This is a genomic window from Arthrobacter sp. B1805 (assembly GCF_002929745.1).
Lineage (GTDB): Bacteria > Actinomycetota > Actinomycetes > Actinomycetales > Micrococcaceae > Arthrobacter_D.
In genome coordinates this window covers 73,439-92,066 of sequence record NZ_PJIQ01000009.1, presented here as the reverse complement: position 1 = coordinate 92,066, position 18,628 = coordinate 73,439, and the positions used below count along the sequence as shown (strand labels likewise).

At 68.9% G+C, this 18,628-nt stretch carries 16 protein-coding genes; 3 read left to right on the top strand and 13 right to left on the bottom strand.

What is annotated here, in order from left to right; genetic code table 11:
- Positions 1-8: 8 nt before the first annotated feature.
- The 3 genes from CXQ96_RS11685 to dapA form a co-directional block, all read right to left on the bottom strand.
- Positions 9-2,873, bottom strand: a complete 2,865-nt coding sequence (locus CXQ96_RS11685; RefSeq protein ID WP_104118225.1) for a DNA translocase FtsK — start codon at positions 2,871-2,873, stop codon at positions 9-11.
- 105 nt (positions 2,874-2,978) lie between these two features.
- Positions 2,979-4,679, bottom strand: a complete 1,701-nt coding sequence (locus tag CXQ96_RS11680; RefSeq protein ID WP_104118224.1) for a ribonuclease J — start codon at positions 4,677-4,679, stop codon at positions 2,979-2,981.
- A complete protein-coding gene (gene dapA, locus CXQ96_RS11675; protein ID WP_104118223.1) occupies positions 4,676-5,614 on the bottom strand; it encodes a 4-hydroxy-tetrahydrodipicolinate synthase in 939 nt (312 codons plus the stop codon). The genes CXQ96_RS11680 and dapA overlap by 4 nt, the downstream gene beginning before the upstream one ends.
- Before the next feature lie 99 nt (positions 5,615-5,713).
- Between dapA and CXQ96_RS11670 the strand changes: the two genes are divergently transcribed.
- Positions 5,714-6,895 carry a heparan-alpha-glucosaminide N-acetyltransferase domain-containing protein gene (locus tag CXQ96_RS11670; RefSeq protein WP_104118222.1) on the top strand — a complete coding sequence of 394 codons (1,182 nt, stop codon included), beginning with the start codon at positions 5,714-5,716 and terminating at the stop codon, positions 6,893-6,895.
- Between the two features lies 1 nt (position 6,896).
- Here the strand turns inward: CXQ96_RS11670 and CXQ96_RS11665 are convergent, their stop codons facing one another.
- The 7 genes from CXQ96_RS11665 to CXQ96_RS11635 form a co-directional block, all read right to left on the bottom strand.
- The gene (locus tag CXQ96_RS11665; RefSeq protein ID WP_104118221.1) at positions 6,897-7,394 is read right to left on the bottom strand and encodes a hypothetical protein; all 498 of its coding nucleotides are present in this window, start codon (positions 7,392-7,394) and stop codon (positions 6,897-6,899) included.
- Complete coding sequence (gene dapB, locus CXQ96_RS11660; protein WP_104118220.1) at positions 7,394-8,161, bottom strand: 4-hydroxy-tetrahydrodipicolinate reductase; 768 nt, start codon at positions 8,159-8,161, stop codon at positions 7,394-7,396. Before dapB ends, CXQ96_RS11665 begins: the two co-directional genes overlap by 1 nt.
- Before the next feature lie 16 nt (positions 8,162-8,177).
- Positions 8,178-8,609 carry a molybdenum cofactor biosynthesis protein MoaE gene (locus tag CXQ96_RS11655; protein WP_104118219.1) on the bottom strand — a complete coding sequence of 144 codons (432 nt, stop codon included), beginning with the start codon at positions 8,607-8,609 and terminating at the stop codon, positions 8,178-8,180.
- Positions 8,596-9,081: a molybdenum cofactor biosynthesis protein B gene (locus CXQ96_RS11650; RefSeq protein WP_104118218.1), complete on the bottom strand. Its 486-nt coding sequence runs from the start codon at positions 9,079-9,081 to the stop codon at positions 8,596-8,598. The genes CXQ96_RS11655 and CXQ96_RS11650 overlap by 14 nt, the downstream gene beginning before the upstream one ends.
- Positions 9,078-9,566 (bottom strand): cyclic pyranopterin monophosphate synthase MoaC, encoded by a 489-nt coding sequence (moaC, locus tag CXQ96_RS11645; protein ID WP_104118217.1) that lies wholly within the window; start codon positions 9,564-9,566, stop codon positions 9,078-9,080. Before moaC ends, CXQ96_RS11650 begins: the two co-directional genes overlap by 4 nt.
- 42 nt (positions 9,567-9,608) lie before the next feature.
- The gene (gene glp, locus CXQ96_RS11640; protein WP_104118216.1) at positions 9,609-10,904 is read right to left on the bottom strand and encodes a gephyrin-like molybdotransferase Glp; all 1,296 of its coding nucleotides are present in this window, start codon (positions 10,902-10,904) and stop codon (positions 9,609-9,611) included.
- Between the two features lie 108 nt (positions 10,905-11,012).
- Positions 11,013-12,569 (bottom strand): molybdopterin-dependent oxidoreductase, encoded by a 1,557-nt coding sequence (locus CXQ96_RS11635; RefSeq protein WP_104118215.1) that lies wholly within the window; start codon positions 12,567-12,569, stop codon positions 11,013-11,015.
- A 184-nt stretch (positions 12,570-12,753) separates the two neighbouring features.
- Here CXQ96_RS11635 and moaA point away from each other — a divergent pair, with 184 nt between their 5' ends.
- Positions 12,754-13,824: a GTP 3',8-cyclase MoaA gene (gene moaA / locus CXQ96_RS11630; RefSeq protein WP_104118214.1), complete on the top strand. Its 1,071-nt coding sequence runs from the start codon at positions 12,754-12,756 to the stop codon at positions 13,822-13,824.
- Between the two features lies 1 nt (position 13,825).
- The gene (locus tag CXQ96_RS11625; RefSeq protein WP_104118275.1) at positions 13,826-14,077 is read left to right on the top strand and encodes a MoaD/ThiS family protein; all 252 of its coding nucleotides are present in this window, start codon (positions 13,826-13,828) and stop codon (positions 14,075-14,077) included.
- Between the two features lie 93 nt (positions 14,078-14,170).
- Here the strand turns inward: CXQ96_RS11625 and CXQ96_RS11620 are convergent, their stop codons facing one another.
- From CXQ96_RS11620 to rpsO, 3 genes are all read right to left on the bottom strand, one after another.
- Complete coding sequence (locus CXQ96_RS11620; RefSeq protein ID WP_104118213.1) at positions 14,171-15,538, bottom strand: pitrilysin family protein; 1,368 nt, start codon at positions 15,536-15,538, stop codon at positions 14,171-14,173.
- Positions 15,539-15,642: 104 nt separating this feature from the next.
- Entirely contained in the window at positions 15,643-17,901 is a 2,259-nt protein-coding gene (locus tag CXQ96_RS11615; RefSeq protein WP_104118274.1) for a polyribonucleotide nucleotidyltransferase, read from the bottom strand.
- A 358-nt stretch (positions 17,902-18,259) separates the two neighbouring features.
- Complete coding sequence (rpsO, locus tag CXQ96_RS11610) at positions 18,260-18,529, bottom strand: 30S ribosomal protein S15 (protein WP_087072138.1); 270 nt, start codon at positions 18,527-18,529, stop codon at positions 18,260-18,262.
- Between the last annotated feature and the right edge of the window lie 99 nt (positions 18,530-18,628).

Below are 18,628 nucleotides of genomic sequence, written 5' to 3'. Positions count from 1 at the left end.
ACTTCAGGCTACCTGCCCGTGAGGTTCCAGGCGTCCTCGGCGCCGTCGTCGTCGCTGCCGTCCGCGCCGTCGTGGTAGTCAACTGCCTGCGCGCGGGACGCGAGGTCGTCGGCCACGAGGTCGATCGGTCCCTGGACGGGACGGGCAGCTTCGACGGGAGGCCCGTCTCCACGCATCGCCGCGAGGACGGGTTCGAGGTCGTCGGGCTTGACCAGCACGTCGCGAGCCTTCGATCCCTCCGAGGGACCGACGACGCCGCGTGACTCGAGCAGGTCCATGAGCCGCCCGGCCTTGGCGAACCCGACCCGGAGTTTGCGCTGCAGCATGGAGGTGGAGCCGAACTGTGTCGTGACGACGAGTTCGGTGGCCTGCAGCAGCACGTCGAGGTCGTCCCCGATGTCGTCGTCGATCTGCTTCTTCGGCGCCTCGACCGCGACGTCCTCGCGGTAGACGGCCTGGAGCTGGCCCTTCACGTGTTCGACGACGCGATGGATCTCCGACTCGGTGACCCAGGCGCCCTGCACGCGCATCGGTTTCGAGGCGCCCATCGGCAGGAACAGGGCGTCTCCCTGGCCGATCAACTTTTCCGCGCCCGGCTGGTCGAGGACCACGCGGGAGTCCGTGACCGACGACGTCGCGAACGCCATGCGGGAGGGGACGTTCGCCTTGATCAGGCCGGTGACGACGTCGACCGATGGTCGCTGGGTCGCGAGTACGAGGTGGATGCCGGCGGCACGCGCGAGCTGCGTGATCCTCACGATCGAGTCCTCGACGTCCCGCGGGGCGACCATCATCAGGTCGGCGAGCTCGTCCACGATGACCAGGAGGTAGGGGTAGGGCCGCACGACGCGCTTCGAACCCTCCGGCGGCACCACCTTGCCGTTGCGCACCGCCTTGTTGAAGTCGTCGATGTGCTTGTACCCGTAGTTCGCGAGGTCGTCGTACCGCGTGTCCATCTCCCGGACGACCCACTGCAGCGCTTCGGCCGCCTTCTTCGGGTTCGTGATGATGGGCGTGATGAGGTGCGGGACGCCCTCGTACGCCGTGAGCTCGACGCGCTTCGGGTCCACCATGACCATGCGGACCTCGTCCGGGGTCGAGCGCATGAGGATCGACGTGATCATCGAGTTCACGAAGGAGGACTTGCCCGCGCCGGTGGCGCCTGCCACGAGGAGGTGGGGCATCTTCGCGAGGTTGGCGACGACGAATCCACCCTCGACGTCCTTGCCGACTCCCATCACCATCGGGTGCTCCGTCTTGCGCGCGTTGCCGGAGCGCAGCACGTCTCCCAGGGACACCGTCTCGCGGTCGGTGTTCGGGATCTCGATGCCGATGGCGGACTTGCCCGGGATGGGCGAGAGGATGCGCACGTCCGAGCTGGCGACAGCGTAGGAGATGTTTTTCGACAGGGCGGTGACGCGCTCCACCTTGGTGCCGGGCGCCAGCTCGATCTCGTAGCGCGTCACCGTGGGTCCCCGGGAGAAGCCCGTCACCTTCGCATCCACGTTGAACTGGTCCATGGTGTGCGTCAGGGCCGCGACGACGGCGTCGTTCGCCTCGGAGCGCTCCTTCGGCGGCGTGCCAGCGGGCAGGTAGTCCGACGGCGGGAGGGTGTAGGTCACGTCGCCGGCGAGCTGCAGCTGCTCGGTGCGCTGCGGAATGGGCGTGGGCGGGACCTGCGGCTGGACGGGAGTGGACGGCACGATCAGTGCGCGGGCGGCGGGGACGACGTCGATCGCCTCGGTGGCGCCCTCCGGGGCGCGATCCGGTGCTTCGGTGACCGGAACGCGCGCGGACTGCGATCGCTTGATCTCCTCCGCGGCCAGCTCCTGCTTGGTCGGGCGACGGACCCCTGGCGGCACCGCCGCCTGTGCTTCCCGGGCGCGACGCTCCTCGTCCTCGATCACCGCCCGCTCGAACGCCTCGTCACCGACGTAACCATCCGTGGCGTCGACGTGCTCGGCATCGAAGGGGGTGTCCTCCCTGTCCTTGCCGAACAGTCGCTTCCTCCGCTTCGGCTCCGGCTTCGCCGTCGAACCGTGCGTCTCGTACAGGTAGCTCTGGTCGTGGCCGTCCTCGCGACGGTGTCCGTCGTCGTCCGGGTCCTGCCCCATGAGGTGCTCGTACAGGGTGCGCAGGCGTGCGGGAATGTGCCGGAAGGGTGTCGCCGTGACGATCAGGAGGCCGAGGAAGATCACGATGGCCAGGAGGACCCCGACGGGCCAGGCGGTCAGCACACTGCTGAGCGGCCCGGCCACGAGGAAGCCGACGACACCACCTGCGCGCCACAGCGCGTCCAGTCCGTCGGAGAGTCCTGGCTGACCGCCGACGAGGTGCGCGATGCCGGATCCGGCGAAGAGGATCACGAGCTGCCCGATGGCGATGCGATTGTTCGCGCGGTGCCGCTCCGGGTACCTGAAGAGACGGACTGCGCCGATCACGAGGAGGAAGGGCAGGAGCAGCGCCATCCAGCCGAACGTGCCGCCGGCAGCGGCGTGGACGATATCAGCCGGCGTGCCCGACAGGGCCCACCACTCGACGGCGGCGACGGCCAGGGCGACCAGGAGGAGGAAGAAGCCCGACCCGTCCCGGCGAATATCGCGGTCAGGGCTCACGTCGTGTCCGAACGTACGGACACCGGAACCGACGACACGTGCCATGCCCATCCAGACGGCACGTACGGCCCTCAGCGGAAGAGCGAGCTGGTCCTCGTGATGCGGTTCCGGTGTGACAGGGACCTGGCGGGTCTTCGCCGGAGCGCGCCCCGTACCCTTTCCCGGCGCCTTGCTGCGGGCAGCCCCGGCAGCAGCGGGTACCCCCTTGCCGCGGGTCTGTTGCTGGCCCCGCGGGGCAGGGGACGTTCGAGTGGCCATGATTATCACGGTACCCGACGGCTCCCCTGAATCGTCGGATTCCCGCGCCCCTCCCACCCTGCCGCGACCCGCGCGACGGCACCCGAAGGCCGAGGCCGGCCCGCGTCAGGCCTCGAGGACCACCGGAATGATCATCGGGCGCCGGCGCAGGCGCCGGTTCACCCAGGTGCCGACGACGCGGCGCACCACCTGCTGCAACTGGTAAGTCGTGTGGTCCGTGCTGGTCGTGACCGCGTCCTCCAGGGCCTCGCTGATCCTCGGCCTGATCTCGTCGAAGACGGAGTCGTCCTCCGCGAACCCGCGGGCATGGATGTCGGGGCCGGAGACGATCTTGCCGGTCGTGCGGTTGACGACCGTGATGATGGAAATGAAGCCCTCCTCCCCGAGGATGCGCCGGTCCTTGAGGTCGGCGTCGGTGATCTCGCCGACGCTGGCCCCGTCCACGTACACGTAGCCGCACTCGACCGCCCCGACCACTCGGGCCGTGCCATCCACGAGGTCGATGACGGAGCCGTCGTCGGTGAGCAGGACGTTCGACGCCGGCACGCCTGTCTGCTGCGCGAGCTTGCCGTTCGCGATGAGGTGCCGCGTCTCGCCGTGGACGGGCATGACGTTCTTCGGCCGGAGGATGTTGTAGCAGTAGAGCAACTCACCGGCTGCGGCATGACCGGAGACATGGACCTTCGCGTTGCCCTTGTGGATCACGTCGGCGCCGAGCTTCAGCAGCCCGTTGATCACACGGGAGACCGCATTCTCGTTGCCGGGGATGAGCGAGGACGCGAGGATCACGGTGTCACCCTTGCCCACGGTGATCCGGTGGTCGCCGTTCGCCATGCGGGACAGGGCGGCCATCGGCTCACCCTGCGAACCCGTGGACATCAGCACCACGCGGTCGTCCGGGAGGTCGTCGACGTTCTTGATGTCGACCAGGATGCCGTCCGGCACCTTCAGGTATCCGAGCTTGGCCGCGATGGCCATGTTCCGGACCATGGACCGCCCGGCAAAGCACACGAAGCGCCCATGGGCGTGGGCCGCGTCGAGGACTTGCTGCACGCGATGGATGTGCGAGGAGAAGGACGCGACGATGATCCGCTTGCTGACTCCCCCGAACAGGCTCTCGAGGACGGGACCGATCTCGCGTTCCGCCGTCGTGAAGCCGGGTACGTCCGCGTTGGTGGAGTCGACCATGAAGAGGTCAACGCCCTCCTCGCCCAGGCGTGCGAAGGCCCGGAGGTCGGTGATCCGGCCGTCGAGGGGTAACTGGTCCATCTTGAAATCGCCCGTGTGCAGGACATTGCCCGCCTCGGTCCGGATGAAGACGGCGAGGGCGTCGGGGATGGAATGGTTCACCGCCACGAATTCGCATTCGAACGGGCCGACTTGCTCGATCTGCCCTTCCGACACAGTGAGCGTGTACGGGCGGATGCGGTGTTCCTGCAGCTTCGCCTCGATCAGTGCGAGGGTCAGCTGGGACCCGATGACCGGGATGTCGGCCTTGAGGCGCAGGAGGTACGGAACCGCGCCGATGTGGTCCTCGTGGCCGTGCGTGAGGACCAGCCCGACGACGTCGTCGAGCCTGTCCTCGATGTAGGAGAAGTCGGGCAGGATCAGGTCGACTCCGGGCTGGGTCTCCTCGGGGAACAGCACGCCGCAGTCGACGATCAGGAGCTTTCCGCTGATCTCGAAGACTGCCATGTTGCGGCCGATCTCACCGAGCCCACCCAGTGGCACGATGCGCAGCGTGCCGGGCTGGAGGGCGGGAGGGAGTGCGCGGAGTGCTGGTCCTGCCCCGCCCGCGTCGCTCATGCCGGGACGTCCTGCCGCCTGCGGAGGACGGCGGCGTCCCAGCCGGCCTCGGCAAGATCGGCCAGGACCGGTTCGAGCTCGCTCCGATCCGGCTCGACGAGCGGCAGGCGCACGACGGCGTTGGGCAGCACGCCCTGCAGGTGCAGGATCTGCTTCGCCGACACGGCTCCCGGGATGTGGGTCATCACGGCGCGGATCACCGGATCGAGTTCGAAGTGGATGCGGCGCGCCTCGACGAAGTCCTCTGCGGCTGCCGCGTCCACGAGCGCTCGGAAGGCGCGAGTCGCGACGTGGGCGCTGACGCTGACGACGCCGACGGCGCCCGCGGCCATCCATGGCAGGGTGAGTCCGTCGTCACCCGAATAGACGTCGAGGTCAGTGGCTGCGAGGACGCGCGTGACCGCGGCGAAGTCCGCTTTCGCATCCTTCAGGGCGCCGATCTTCGGGTGATCCGCGAGGCGGAGCATCGTCTCGGTGGTGATCGGGATGGCGGACCGCCCAGGGATGTCGTAGATCATGATCGGCAGGTCGCTGGCCTCGGCGACCGCGTGGAAGTGCGCCAGCACTCCCGACTGCGTGGGCTTGTTGTAATACGGCGTCACAACGAGCTGCGCGTGTGCGCCCGCCCGTTCGGCGCGCCGCGCCATCTCGACGGAGTGCGAGGTGTGGTTCGTTCCCGTGCCCGCGATGACCCGCGCCCGATCCCCGACGGTTTCGGCCACGACACGGTAGAGGTCCTCCTTCTCGGAGTCCTCGAGCGTCGACGTCTCCCCCGTGGTGCCCGACACGACCAGTCCGTCGCAGCCGTCGTCGACGAGCTTGGTGGCGAGGGCTGCAGTGGCGTCGAAGTCCACGTGGCCGTCGGCCGTGAAGGGCGTGACCATGGCGGCCACGAGCGAGCCGAACGGGAGATTGCGCGAGGGGGTTTCAACCATGGGTAAAACGTTACCCGCTCGCGACGGACCCGGTGGGACCGTCGCCGGGAGGCGCCCTCCGCACAGGTGGGACGGAGGCGCCTGTGACACCATGGCTGGATGCAGAAGAAGCCCGTCGCGCGGCGGTTGACCGGGATCGACGCGGCCCGCGGCGTGGCGCTCTTCGGGATGATGAGCACGCACGTCCTCCCGCTCTACGCTCCCGGCACCACGGACGCCACGTGGACCGCGCTGCTCTTCTCCGGCCGGGCGTCGGGCCTGTTCGCCGTCGTCGCCGGAATCGGGCTCGCGTTGCTGACCGGGGGCAGGTCGCCGCACCGCGACCGGGCGCTGACCGCGGACCGCAGGGGTATTGCCGTCCGCGCCGTGGTCATCGCGCTCCTCGGCCTCCTCCTCGGAGGCGTCGAGACGAACATCGCCATCATCCTGTTCCACTACGGCGTGCTGTTCCTCGTTGCGCTGCCCTTCACCGGCTTGCGGGCGCGGGGACTCGCGGCATGGGCCGCGGGCTGGTTGTTGCTCGCACCCGTGGCGGCCCACCTCCTGCGCCCGATCGTCACTGCAGGCGTGACTCCGCCGACGGTGGGCGGGAACCCGATGTTCGAGCACTTCCTCGTGCCACAGACCCTGGCAGCGGACATCTTCCTCACCGGCTACTACCCCGTGCTGCAGTGGCTGGGCTTCATTCTCGTCGGCATGGCGATCGGTCGGCTGGACCTGGCGCGGCTCGGCGTGCAACTGGCACTCCTCGCGACCGGCCTCGTCGCAGCGGTGGGTGCACGATTCGTCAGTGCCCAGCTCCTCGGGCCGGCAGGGGGCATGGCCGCGCTCCTGCAGACACCGGACGGGCGCCGATACCCGCTCGAGGAGATGCTCGACGTCGGGCTGGCGGGGGTCGACCAGTCCGGCTCCTGGTGGTGGCTCGCGGTGAGTGCTCCCCATTCGGGGACTCCGCTCGACCTCGCCCATGTGGCCGGCTGCGCTGCGGCTCTCATCGCCGTCTGCCTCCTGCTGACCCGCCGGTTCCCCCGGGCACTCCTGCCGCTGTCAGCTCCCGGATCGATGACGCTGACGCTGTACAGCCTGCACATCTGCGTCATGAGCTGGGCCGACCAGCTGGTTCCCTTGCCGGACCCGGTACCGCTCCTCTGGCTGCAGATCGCGGCCGCAGTAGCGCTCGGTATCCTCTTCCAGCGCCTCGATGCCCGCGGGCCGCTGGAGCTGCTCGCATCAGGCGCGACGGCGGCGGCGCGCGAGGGCCGGGCCGACGTGCGTCGCTAGGTCACGGGCGCTGGCGGGACCCGCCTGCGCCGTGCTGTCGATGCAGTCTGCCTGCAGCGCGCATCGCGTGCCGCGCCCGCTTGCGGTCGCCCGCCGCGTCATATGCACAGGAGAGCCGGAACCAGCTGCGCCAGTTCTCCGGGTCGGCCTCGACCTCGGCCTGATAGGCGGGGAAGGCCTCATCGGCCGCGGAACGGACGATGCGGCCCGAGGGGGTTCTCGGCAGGTCGTCCACCGGGAGTCCGCCCTCGCCGTCCAGCTGGCGTGCCATCCGCTCCGTCTGCGCGCCGAAGAGCAGTTCGCGGATGAGCGCCCAGGCGCCGATGCAGGGCAGCAGCAGGTACCCGGCGCCGATCGCCTTCGCAACCGGCTCCGGATCACCGAGCAGGAGGAAGCTCCGCTGGAAAGCGACCGCAAGCCAGAAGACCAGGAGCGCCGTGACCAGCAGGACGCCCAGCTTCACCCTGTGCTTGCGGTAGATCGCGAGGACGGGCTGCATCAGGCGTTTCCGGCCGAGAGGTCCAGGTACCCGTCCAAACCGACCGTCAGTCCGGGGTGCTGAGCTACGGAGCGGATTCCGAGGAGGACGCCGGGCATGAAGGAGGCCCTGTCGAAGGAGTCGTGCCGGATGGTGAGCTGCTCCCCCGGACTGCCCAGCAGGACCTCCTGGTGGGCAGTGAGTCCCCGAAGCCGGACCGAGTGCACGGGCACGCCGTCCACGACCGCGCCGCGCGCCCCGTCGAGCTGGTCCCTGGTGGCGTCGGGAGCAGCCGGAACACCCGCTGCGGACCGGGAAGCGGAGATCAGCTGGGCCGTCCTCACGGCCGTCCCCGACGGCGCGTCCACCTTGTCGGGGTGGTGCAGTTCGACGATCTCGACTGATTCGAAGTAGCGCGCCGCCGAGGCGGCGAAGGCGGTTGCGAGAACGGAACCCAGCGCGAAATTCGGCGCGATCAGCACTCCCGTTCCGGGACTGTCCGCCAGCAGGGACCGGAGGCGCGTGAGCCGCTCGCCGGACCAGCCCGTCGTCCCGACGACGGCGTGCATACCGTGCTCGACGGCGAAGCTGACGTTGCCGACCGTCGCATCAGGAACGGTCAGGTCGACGACGACCCGGGCGCCGGCGGACACGAGGGACTCGAGCGGATCGCTGCTGCCGAGGGCTGCGACGAGCTCCAGATCCGCCGCCGCCTCGACGGCCCGGACGGCCTCCGCACCCATGCGTCCCCGGGCTCCCAGTACGGCCACGGGCAGTAGTTCAGTCATGGGCTCCAGCCTACTGTCAGGCTCCCGCGCCCACCCATTCCACCGAACCGTCGGTGAAGAACTGCTCCTTCCAGATGGGCACGCGTTCCTTGACCAGATCGACGAGGTCCGAGCAGGCACGGAACGCCTCTCCGCGGTGGGCGGCACCGACGGCGGCAACCAGCGCCTGATCGCCGATGGCGAGCGGTCCGACGCGGTGGGCCACCCAGATCCGGACGCCGTCGTGCCGCGCGGCGATCTCCTCGGCGACCTCGCGGATGATCCGCTCGGCACTCGGATGGGCCGAGTAGCTCAGGGACGTGACGTCGCGACCGCCGTCGTGGTTCCTCACCACGCCGCTGAAGCCGACGATCGCCCCGCACTGTGGCGAGTCGACGCCGGCGTGCGCTTCCTCGGGCGTGATCGGGGTGTCCGCGACGGCCGCGTGGACGACTTCACCGGTGGTCATTGTGGCCCTCCAATTGGGAGCAGATGTGGTCGATGAGCGGTGAGAGCACGGCGAGGCCGTCCCGCACTCCCCCGGGAGACCCCGGGAGGTTGATGACGAAGGTCGATCCTGCCGTCCCCGCGAGACCTCGGCTGAGGACCGCCGTCGGGACCTTCTCCGAACCGGCGTGGCGGATGGCCTCCATAATGCCGGGAAGGCTGCGCGTCAGGTAGGGGGCGGTCTGCTCCGGCGTCGCATCATCGGGACTCAATCCTGTTCCGCCACTCGTGATGAGGACCGCGGGCCGCGCTTCGAGGGCGGCACCGAGCGCCGACCCGACGGCGACCCCGTCCGGCACGACGACTGCATCCGCGACGGCGAACCCGTGCTGGTAGAGCCACTCGGCGATGGCCGGGCCGCATTCGTCCTCGTAGGTTCCGGCTGCGGCGCGGGTCGACGCGATGACCACGGCCGCGGTGCGAAGGGATGTCATATCGTCCAGTCTCCGCTCTTCCCGCCGGACTTGGACACCACGCGCGTGCAGTTGATCACCGCGTGCTTGTCCACGGCCTTGATCATGTCGTACAGGGTCAGGGCCGCGATGGACGCTGCTGTCAGCGCCTCCATCTCGACGCCGGTGAGCGCAGTCGTCTTGACGGCTGCGACGACCCGCACGTGCCCGCCGTCGCTCTCGAAGTCCACTGTGACCTTCGACAACGGCAACGGATGGCACAGCGGGATCAGGGTGGACGTCTGCTTCGCTCCCATGATGCCCGCGATGCGGGCGACGGCGAGGGCGTCACCCTTCGGCAGGTTCGCCTCGGTGATGAGCGCCACGACCTCCGGCGTGGTCTCCAGGGTCGCTTCCGCGACGGCCTGCCGCGTCGTCGCCTGTTTGCCCGAGACGTCGACCATGTGGGCGGTGCCGTCGGCCCTGACGTGGGACAGCCCCTCGGGCTGGGGTGTCGGCGTGGTCATGATGCGGTCCTTCCTGGGGCAGTCGTTCCAGCAGTCGTTCCGTCAGCGTCCATCGGCGTCGTCCTCCTCCGTCACGAGCACGTCCTCGATCGTGAACGGATCCGCGGGCACCGGCCCGAAGAGTGTCACCTCGACCTGCGCCCCAGCGCTCAGGGCCGCGACGCCGACGGGAAGGTGGACGAGGCAGTTGGAGCCGGCGAGGGCGTGGAGGAGATGCGAGTCGGGACCGCCCACCAGCGCAACCTTGCCGTCCCGGTACAGGCCGCGCCGTACCTGGTGCTTCGCTTCGGGGCTCTCGACGGCGTCGACGAGGACTGCGTCCAGAACCGGGCGCCGGGCCGGAACGCCCGTGAGCTGGTGGAGGGCGGGGCGGAGGAACATCTCGAAGGAGACGAAGGCGCTGACCGGATTGCCCGGGAAACCGAGGAAGGGGACGCCGGATATGGTGCCGTGAGCCTGGGGCCCGCCGGGTTGCAGGGCGACGGACGAGAACTGGACGCTGCTGTTCGCCAGGGCCTGCTTGACCACCTCGTAGGCACCCTGGCTGATGCCTCCGGTACTGAGGACGAGGTGCGTGCTGGTTGCCGTGATGGCTCCGAGGGCTTCCCGGAGAACGGCGGGGTCGTCCCCGAGGAGCCGGTGGCGCGTGACCTCGACGCCGGCGTCACGCAGCGATGCCTCGAGCAACGTGGTGTTGGCGTCGTAGATGGTCCCGGGTGCGAGAGGGGTTCCGGGTTCGGCGACCTCGTCACCGGTCGAGAGCAGCAGCACGCGGAAGCGCGGGCGGACAAGGACCGTTCCGACGCCACATGCCGCCAGGAGTCCCAGCTGTGCGGGCCCGAGCAGGGTGCCCGCCTGCACTGCGACCTCTCCCTCGGCGATGTCGCTCCCGGCGCGGCGGACGTAGAGGCCGTCGTCGATGCCGCCGGGAAGCCAAACGGTCGCTTCGCCGCGTGCCCGCTCCGCAGCGGAATAGAACTGCGGCGGGTCGACCCTCTCGATGGGCACGACGGCGGCCGCCCCCGGCGGCAGCATCGCTCCCGTCATGATCGGCGCCGCCGTTCCGGCCTCGAGGGCGAGCGGCACCGACCCCGCGGGTATCGCCTCGGCCACGACCAGCGAGGAGGGAACAGCGAGATCGTCCGCATGCACGGCGTAGCCGTCCATCTGTGAGTTGTCGAAGGGCGGCAGGGCCACCGGCGCGCGCACGTCCTCGGCCAGCGTTCGCCCCAGGCCATCGGAGATCGCAAGGTTCTCCGGCTCAGTGCCGCCGTACCCGCTACTCCAGCGCAGCAGCCCGGCGACGGCGGCCTGGTGTTCGGCGACGGTTCTTCTCATCACTGCCTCTCGCGCGTTTGCCGGCACCTCCGCGCCCTCCGCGCCCCTGAGTGTCCCGGGTGGCGTGCCCCGGTCGCCGCGCGGAGGACAGAAGGACCAGCAGGTGGTCTAGGTCACCGTGAACGTTACCGTGTGGAGTCCCTCCGCGCCGTCAGGCGCGGGGTCGACGAAGGTATCCGACTGCAGCCCGCCCTCCGCGTCGATCGCCCGCGACTGGACGGTGTGGGTACCGGAACCGAGCTGCAGGGTGGCGCGGTACTGGCACCAGGTATCGGCGGAGATGGGCCTGGCGAGCTCCGCGCGCTGCCAGGCGCCGCCGTCGACCCTCACCTCGACCGCCTCGATTCCCCTGTGCTGCGCCCAGGCGACTCCCCCGACGACGACGTCGCCCGCCGGGACGCTCGCGTTGGTGCGCGGCACGTCGATGCGGGAGGACGTCTTGACGGGGCCTCGCTCGGACCAGCCGCGCGTGGACCAGTACGCCTTGTCATCCGTGAAGCGCGTCACCCTGAGCTCGCTCACCCACTTCGTCGCGGAGACGAATCCGTAGAGTCCGGGAACAACGAGCCGTACGGGGAACCCGTGTTCGACGGGCAGCGGCTCGCCGTTCATGCCCACCGCGAGGAGAGAGTCCCGTTCGTCGGTCAGTGCCTCCAGCGGCGTGCCTGCGGTGAAGCCGTCGACGCTTCGGGACAGCACCATGTCCGCTTCGGGTCGAACACCGGCGCGGGCCAGGAGCAGCCGCACGGGGAGACCCAGCCAGCGGGCATTGCCCGTGAGGTCCCCACCCACCGTGTTGGAGACGCACGCCAGCGTGACGTAGCGCTCGACGAGTGGCAGCGCGAGCAGTTCGTCGAAGGTGATCTCGACCTCGCGGTCCACCAGTCCTGTCACTCTGAGGGACCACGTCGACGCATCGATGACTGGCACCACGAGGGCAGTGTCTATCCGGTAGAAATCGTCGTTCGCCGTCACCAGGTCGCTGATGCCGGGGACCCCGAGGTCCGCACCCTCGGGGATGAAGGACCCCTCGGGCGGCAGCGGGGCGGCTGTCACCGTAGGAGTGGGGAGCTCGATCGTCGATCGCTGCTGCGCGACCGTCGACTGGGACGACCGCACACCGGTCGCTGCCACTCCGGTGGCCGCTGCGACGACGGCAGCACCACCCGCACCCTGCAGGAACCGGCGTCGCGCAGGCGCTGCGCCCGATCGCCGCTGATCGGATTCCCATGACCATGTTCGAAGCGCCCGCACGAGCGCGTCGAGGACGAGGATCGCCACGATGGCCGCAACGACCGGCGCCACGAGCGACACGAGGGAGGATTGCGGGCGCGATGCCACCGCGACGGCACCGAGGACGCCGAACCCTGCGATGACCGCGCGTCCGGCGAATCTCCGGCGGTACTCGAGGACACCGGTCGCGAGGGCAACGAGCGTGATGAGGACGGCGATCGTGATCAGGAAGACCGTCTTGTCGGCAGTTCCGAACAACGCGATCGCCCAGTCCTTGACACCGGGCGGCAGGACGTCGATCACGGAGGAACCGACCGCGCTGACGGGCGTGACGGACGGGCTCAGGGCAGCGGCTGCGAGTTCCCCGCTGATGACACCCAGGCCCACCGCGAGGACCCCGCACGCCAGCGCCCAGGTCCGCCGTCGAATCATTGTCGCCTCCCCGTCGGGCCCGACGGCGCGTTACCGGTCAGGTTTCCTCCGTTACACGACCGCGGACCGGCTGCAGTTCCCCTGCACGCGGCCCACCCCTACCCGACCCGGACCGCGATTGACAGCTGCGCCATGCTCTTCCGCCGGGTAGGGGCGGAACCGGCAGAGGGCGTACCCTCGATGCATGGGAATCCAACTCGGAATGCCGGGCAACGCCCGCGGGGCCACGGCCCCTGGTCTCGTGGATTCCCACGGGAGGCAGGCCACGGACATGCGCCTGTCCCTGACGGACAAATGCAACCTGCGCTGCACCTATTGCATGCCCGCCGAGGGCCTCAACTGGCTGCAGAAGGAGCAGGTACTCTCACGCACAGAGATTGTCCGCCTGGTCCGGATCGGCGTCGACCTGCTCGGGGTCCGGGAGCTTCGACTGACTGGTGGCGAACCGCTCGTTCGAGCGGACCTGCTCGAGATCATCCGTGACATCCGGAGTAACCACCCGGACCTGCCCATCTCGATGACGACCAACGCCCTGGGTCTGGACCGCCGCGCCGTGCAGCTGAAGGAAGCGGGGCTGACCCGCATCAACGTCTCGATGGACTCCCTGCACCCGGAGACGTTCGCGCAACTGACGCGCCGCCCGTTCCTGGACCGGGTCCTGAAAGGCATCGAGGCCGCGGCTCATGCCGGCTTGGGCCTGGTCAAGATCAATGCCGTGCTGATGCGTGGCATCAACGACCACGAGGCACCGGACCTCGTGGAGTGGGCCGTGGCACGTGGCTTCGAGCTCCGGTTCATCGAGCAGATGCCCCTCGACGCGGATCACGGCTGGACGAAGGCGGGCATGGTGACGGCCGCTGAGATGCGGGCCCTTGTCGAGTCCCGGTTCGTCCTCACACCTGACCCGCGCAACCGCGACGGCGCGCCGGCGGAGCGGTGGGAGGTCCGCGCGAAGGACGCTCCCGACGTCGTCCTCGGAACCGTGGGAATCATCGCGTCGGTCACGGAACCGTTCTGCGCCGACTGCCGCCGTACGCGCGTGACGGCCGAGGGCAAGGTGATGAGCTGCCTCTTCTCGCGTGAGGAGACGGACCTGCGGGACCTCCTGCGCTCCGATGCGGACGACGAGGCCGTCGCTCAACGCTGGCGCGACGCGATGTGGCTCAAGCCGAAGGCCCACGGCATGGACCGCACGGGCCTCGGTGCCGACGGTTTCGTGCAGCCCGACCGATCGATGAGCGCTATCGGTGGCTGAGGTGCTGGTGAGGTTCTTCGGAGCGGCCAAAGCTGCTGCGGGCGTCGACGAGGAGCGCCTGGCGGGCGGTCGTTCACTCACGGTCGTGCTGGACGAGCTCCGCGAGCGTCCAGCCGTTGCCGGCGCGCCGTCCCTGTCGAAGGTCCTGGGTCGCAGCAGCTTCCTGCTGAACGAGGTCGCACTGCGCGACCCTGCAACCGTGCTGCACGACGGGGACGTACTGGACATCCTGCCGCCGTTCGCCGGTGGCTAGGGCCGGCCGCTGGGGCACCCGCCCGGCAGTCCTCCCGCTCCGGGTCGGGTACGCGCGGGGCCGCGCGAGCAATCTGCGCCGGACGGCGCGCGCCTAGCGTGCGAAATCCGCCTCAGTGTCGAACGGCCCGACGACGACGGTCGTGCGCGGCGCGGCGGCCAGTTCCCGTGCCAGCGCCTGCACGTCCTGGACGGTGACGGACCGGATCCGGTCGAGCGAGGCGTCCATGTCGATGAACTCTCCCGAGACCAGCTCCGACCGGCCGAGCCGGGACATGCGGGAGCTGCTGTCCTCGAGCGCCATGACCAGCCCGCCGGAGAGCTGTCCGACGGCCTTTCGGAGTTCGTCGGCGTCGATCCCGTCCGCTGCGAGGCGATCGAGTTCCGCGCCGAGCAGTTCGATGACCTGACCCGTCTTCGCGGGCGAGCATCCGGCATACATACCGAAGTACCCCGCGTCCGCGTAGGCCGCCGAGAAGGAGTAGGTGGAATACACGAGCCCCCGTTTCTCGCGGATCTCTTGGAAGAGCCTTGATGACATGCCACCGCCGAGGACCGCATTGAGCACACTCATGGCGAACCGGCGCTCGTCAGTTGCCGTGAGGGACGGGCATCCGATCAGGATGTTCGACTGCTCGACGGCCCGACGGATCACGTGCACGCCCGTGGCGCCCTGCACCGGCGCCTCGGCCGTCGAACGGCGCGGTACCGGGAGGGCTCCTTCGTCGAGCTGCCAGCCCGCTGTCTCCAGCGCCTCCTGCACGAGGCGGCAGACGACGTCGTGGTCGAGTCCGCCCGCAGCGGTCACGACAAGCTCCGCAGGCGTGTAGTAACGCCGATAGTGCGCGAGGACCGAATCCCGAGGCACCGCCCGGATGGCCTCCGGCGTGCCGCCGATGGGTCGGCCGAGCGGATGGTCCCCCAGGACCAGCTCGACGAACCTCTCGTGTGCGACGTCGGCGGGGTCGTCGCTGTCCATCGCGATCTCCTCGAGGATGACGTCCCGCTCCTGCTCGAGCTCCTCGGGGTCGAGCACGGCCGACGTCACCATGTCCGCGATGACGTCGATCGCCATCGGCAGGTCGGAGTCGAGCACCCGCGCGTAGTAACAGGTGTTCTCCTTGGCGGTCGCCGCGTTCGATTCGCCGCCGACCTCGTCGAAGGCCGACGCGATGTCCATCGCGCTGCGCCGTTCGGTGCCCTTGAACAGCAGATGCTCGAGGAAGTGGGTGGACCCGTGCTGGCCCTCGGCCTCATCGCGGGACCCGACCCCCACCCAGAAACCGATGGTCGCCGACCGCTGGCCCGGCATGGCCTCGGTCAGCACCCGGACTCCGCCTGGCAGGACACTGCGCCGTACGACGTTGCCACCGGGATCGCCGGCCACGAAGGTGGGGTCGGGGCCGTCGCCTTCTTGGGGCGTCGGCAGCAGGGGCAGGGACACTACGGAGGACAGGGGCATCCTGGTCTTTCTGGTGGTTCGAAAAAGGCAGACGGCCCCGGCGCCGACCGATTCGATCGGTACGCGCCGGGGCCGCAGGTGCTCAGGAGGAGCGGACCGACAGACTAGCTGTCGGCACCCTCGCTGACCTCGGGCAGTTCGATGCCGGCGTCCTCGGAGGACTCCTCCTCGGCGACGACCGGCGAGAGCGAGAGCTTTCCGCGGTCGTCGATCTTCGTGATCTCGACCTGGACCTTCTGTCCCACGGACACGACCTCGTCGACGTTGTCGACACGCTTGCCGCCGGCGAGCTTACGCAGCTCCGAGATGTGCAGCAGTCCGTCCTTGCCCGGGGTCAGGGAGACGAAGGCGCCGAAGGTCGTGGTCTTGACGATCGTGCCCAGGTAGCGCTCCCCGATCTCCGGGACCTGGGGGTTCGCGATGGCGTTGACCGCTGCACGCGCGGCCTCGGCAGACTCACCGTTCGTGGCACCGATCAGCACGGTGCCGTCGTCCTCGATCGAGATGTCGGCTCCCGTGTCCTCCTGGATCTGGTTGATCATCTTGCCCTTGGGGCCGATGACCTCACCGATCTTGTCCACTGGGATCTTGACCGAGATGATCCTCGGCGCGAACTCGGAGAGCTCGTCCGGGGTATCGATCGCGGCCTGCAGGACACCGAGGATGTGCAGGCGTGCTTCGCGGGCCTGCTTGAGCGCGGCGGCGAGCACCGACGCAGGGATGCCGTCGAGCTTGGTGTCCAGCTGGATGGCCGTGACGAACTCCGACGTCCCGGCGACCTTGAAGTCCATGTCGCCGAAGGCGTCTTCGGCGCCGAGGATATCGGTCAGGGCGGCGTAGCGCGTCTGTCCGTCGACGACGTCGGACACGAGGCCCATGGCGATACCGGCGACCGGTGCACGGAGGGGGACACCGGCGTTGAGCAGCGACAGCGTCGATGCGCAGACCGAGCCCATCGACGTCGAGCCGTTGGAGCTGAGCGCCTCGGAGACCTGGCGGATCGCGTAGGGGAACTCCTCGCGCGTGGGCAGGACGGGCACGAGTGCGCGCTCTGCCAGTGCTCCGTGGCCGATCTCGCGGCGCTTCGGCGAACCGACGCGGCCGGTCTCACCGGTGGAGTAGGGCGGGAAGTTGTAGTTGTGCATGTAGCGCTTGCGCGTGACGGGAGACAGCGAGTCGATCTGCTGTTCCATCTTCAGCATGTTCAGCGTGGTGACACCCATGATCTGGGTCTCGCCGCGCTCGAAGATCGCCGAACCGTGCACGCGCGGCAGGACCTCGACCTCTGCCGTCAGCTTGCGGATGTCACTCAGTCCGCGGCCGTCGATACGGACCTGGTCCTTGAGGATGCGCTGGCGGACGACAGCCTTCGTGAGCGAGCGGAAGGCAGCGGAGAGTTCGTTGCCGCGGCCTTCGAACTGAGCCCCGAGGGAGTCGATCAGCTCGGCCTTCAGCGCGTCGGTAGCGTTATTGCGCTCCTGCTTGTCGGCGATCTGGAAGACCTGCGCGAGCTTCTCGGCTCCGGCGGACTCGACAGCCGCGTAGACGTCGTCCTGGTAGTCGAGGAACACGGGGAACTCGACGGTCGGCTTCGCGGCACGCGAGGCGAGATCAGCCTGCGCCTCGCACAGCGCACGGATGAACGGCTTGGCGGCCTCGAGCCCGTCGGCGACGACTTCCTCGGTCGGCGCGGTCGCGCCGTTCTCCTTGATCAGGGTCCACGAGTTGTCGGTGGCCTCGGCCTCGACCATCATGATGGCGACGTCGTCGCCTGCGATACGGCCGGCGACCACCATGTCGAAGACCGAGTTCTCGAGCTCGGAGTGCTTCGGGAAGGCGATCCACTGGTCGTTGCCGCTGCCGTCGGAGACGAGGGCGACGCGGACGCCACCGATCGGTCCCGAGAAGGGCAGGCCGGACAGCTGGGTGGACATCGACGCGGCGTTGATCGCCACGACGTCGTACCGGACGTCGGGGTTGATCGCGAGCACCGTCACGACGACCTGGACCTCGTTGCGCAGGCCCTTCACGAAGGCGGGGCGCAGCGGGCGGTCCATGAGGCGGCACGCGAGGATCGCCTCGGTGGAGGGACGGCCCTCGCGGCGGAAGAACGAGCCCGGGATGCGCCCTGCGGCGTACATGCGCTCTTCGACGTCGACGGTGAGCGGGAAGAAGTCGAAACCTTCACGCGGGTGCTTGCCGGCCGTCGTGGCCGAGAGAAGAGCGGTGTCCTCGTCGATGTAGACCATCGCCGAACCGGCGGCCTGCTGCGCGAGGCGTCCGGTCTCGAAGCGGACTGTGCGTGTTCCGAAGCGACCGTTGTCGATCACTGCTTCGGCGAACTGAATTTCGGGACCCTCCAAGAGAGTCACCTCCGTTTCCTGGTATCGGAGGCAATCGGCACCCGTCGTGGCTCCGCCCCTCATGGGCGGCCCACAGCACCCGGTCTTCGATCGAGATCCACGGAACGGCTTTCGCCTCGCTCCGGAGACCACTACCGAGGACCGCGAATGCGCGGCGCCGATTGACTCCTGTTGTGCGTTGGGTACTTCTATGCTGTCTGGTCGTGCTGGTCGTGCGGGTCGATCAGGCGGAAGACTCTCCGCCTCACCCATCGTGCCGGACCCTGCCGGCGGCACGCTCCGGCGATCGGCCGGTCCGTACCTCTAGCAAGAAGGCGGCTCCCTCTCCCAGGGAGAGGATGCCGCCTTCCGATGCTACTTATCGACGCAGACCCAGGCGCTCGATGAGCGACCGGTAGCGCGTGATGTCGGTGTCCCGCAGGTAGTCCAGCAGGCGACGGCGGCGACCGACGAGAAGAAGCAGGCCACGGCGCGTGTGGTGGTCGTGCTTGTGCATCTTCAGGTGCTCGGTCAGGTCGAGGATGCGGCGGGAAAGCATCGCGATCTGCACCTCGGGTGAACCGGTGTCACCTTCGGCAAGAGCGTATTCTTTGATGATTTCCTGCTTGATGGCGGCGTCAAGGGCCACGAGTAACTCCTAGAGTTGTACCGTGAACATGTGCTGAGCGTCGTTTGCACGACGACACAGAAAAATCCAGCCACCACGGACTGCAGCCGGATCTGATCC

Bases quoted from the DNA above. Each gene is read 5' to 3' on its own strand.
- CXQ96_RS11620 (WP_104118213.1), bottom strand. From the start codon at position 15,538: ATGCCCCTGTCCTCCGTAGTGTCCCTGCCCCTGCTGCCGACGCCCCAA.
- moaA (WP_104118214.1), top strand. From the start codon at position 12,754: ATGGGAATCCAACTCGGAATGCCGGGCAACGCCCGCGGGGCCACGGCC.
- dapA (WP_104118223.1), bottom strand. From the start codon at position 5,614: ATGGTTGAAACCCCCTCGCGCAATCTCCCGTTCGGCTCGCTCGTGGCC.
- CXQ96_RS11655 (WP_104118219.1), bottom strand. From the start codon at position 8,609: ATGACCACCGGTGAAGTCGTCCACGCGGCCGTCGCGGACACCCCGATC.
- moaC (WP_104118217.1), bottom strand. From the start codon at position 9,566: ATGACCACGCCGACACCCCAGCCCGAGGGGCTGTCCCACGTCAGGGCC.
- dapB (WP_104118220.1), bottom strand. From the start codon at position 8,161: ATGACTGAACTACTGCCCGTGGCCGTACTGGGAGCCCGGGGACGCATG.
- CXQ96_RS11650 (WP_104118218.1), bottom strand. From the start codon at position 9,081: ATGACATCCCTTCGCACCGCGGCCGTGGTCATCGCGTCGACCCGCGCC.
- CXQ96_RS11685 (WP_104118225.1), bottom strand. From the start codon at position 2,873: ATGGCCACTCGAACGTCCCCTGCCCCGCGGGGCCAGCAACAGACCCGC.
- CXQ96_RS11680 (WP_104118224.1), bottom strand. From the start codon at position 4,679: ATGAGCGACGCGGGCGGGGCAGGACCAGCACTCCGCGCACTCCCTCCC.
- CXQ96_RS11665 (WP_104118221.1), bottom strand. From the start codon at position 7,394: ATGCAGCCCGTCCTCGCGATCTACCGCAAGCACAGGGTGAAGCTGGGC.
- CXQ96_RS11670 (WP_104118222.1), top strand. From the start codon at position 5,714: ATGCAGAAGAAGCCCGTCGCGCGGCGGTTGACCGGGATCGACGCGGCC.
- glp (WP_104118216.1), bottom strand. From the start codon at position 10,904: ATGAGAAGAACCGTCGCCGAACACCAGGCCGCCGTCGCCGGGCTGCTG.
- CXQ96_RS11635 (WP_104118215.1), bottom strand. From the start codon at position 12,569: ATGATTCGACGGCGGACCTGGGCGCTGGCGTGCGGGGTCCTCGCGGTG.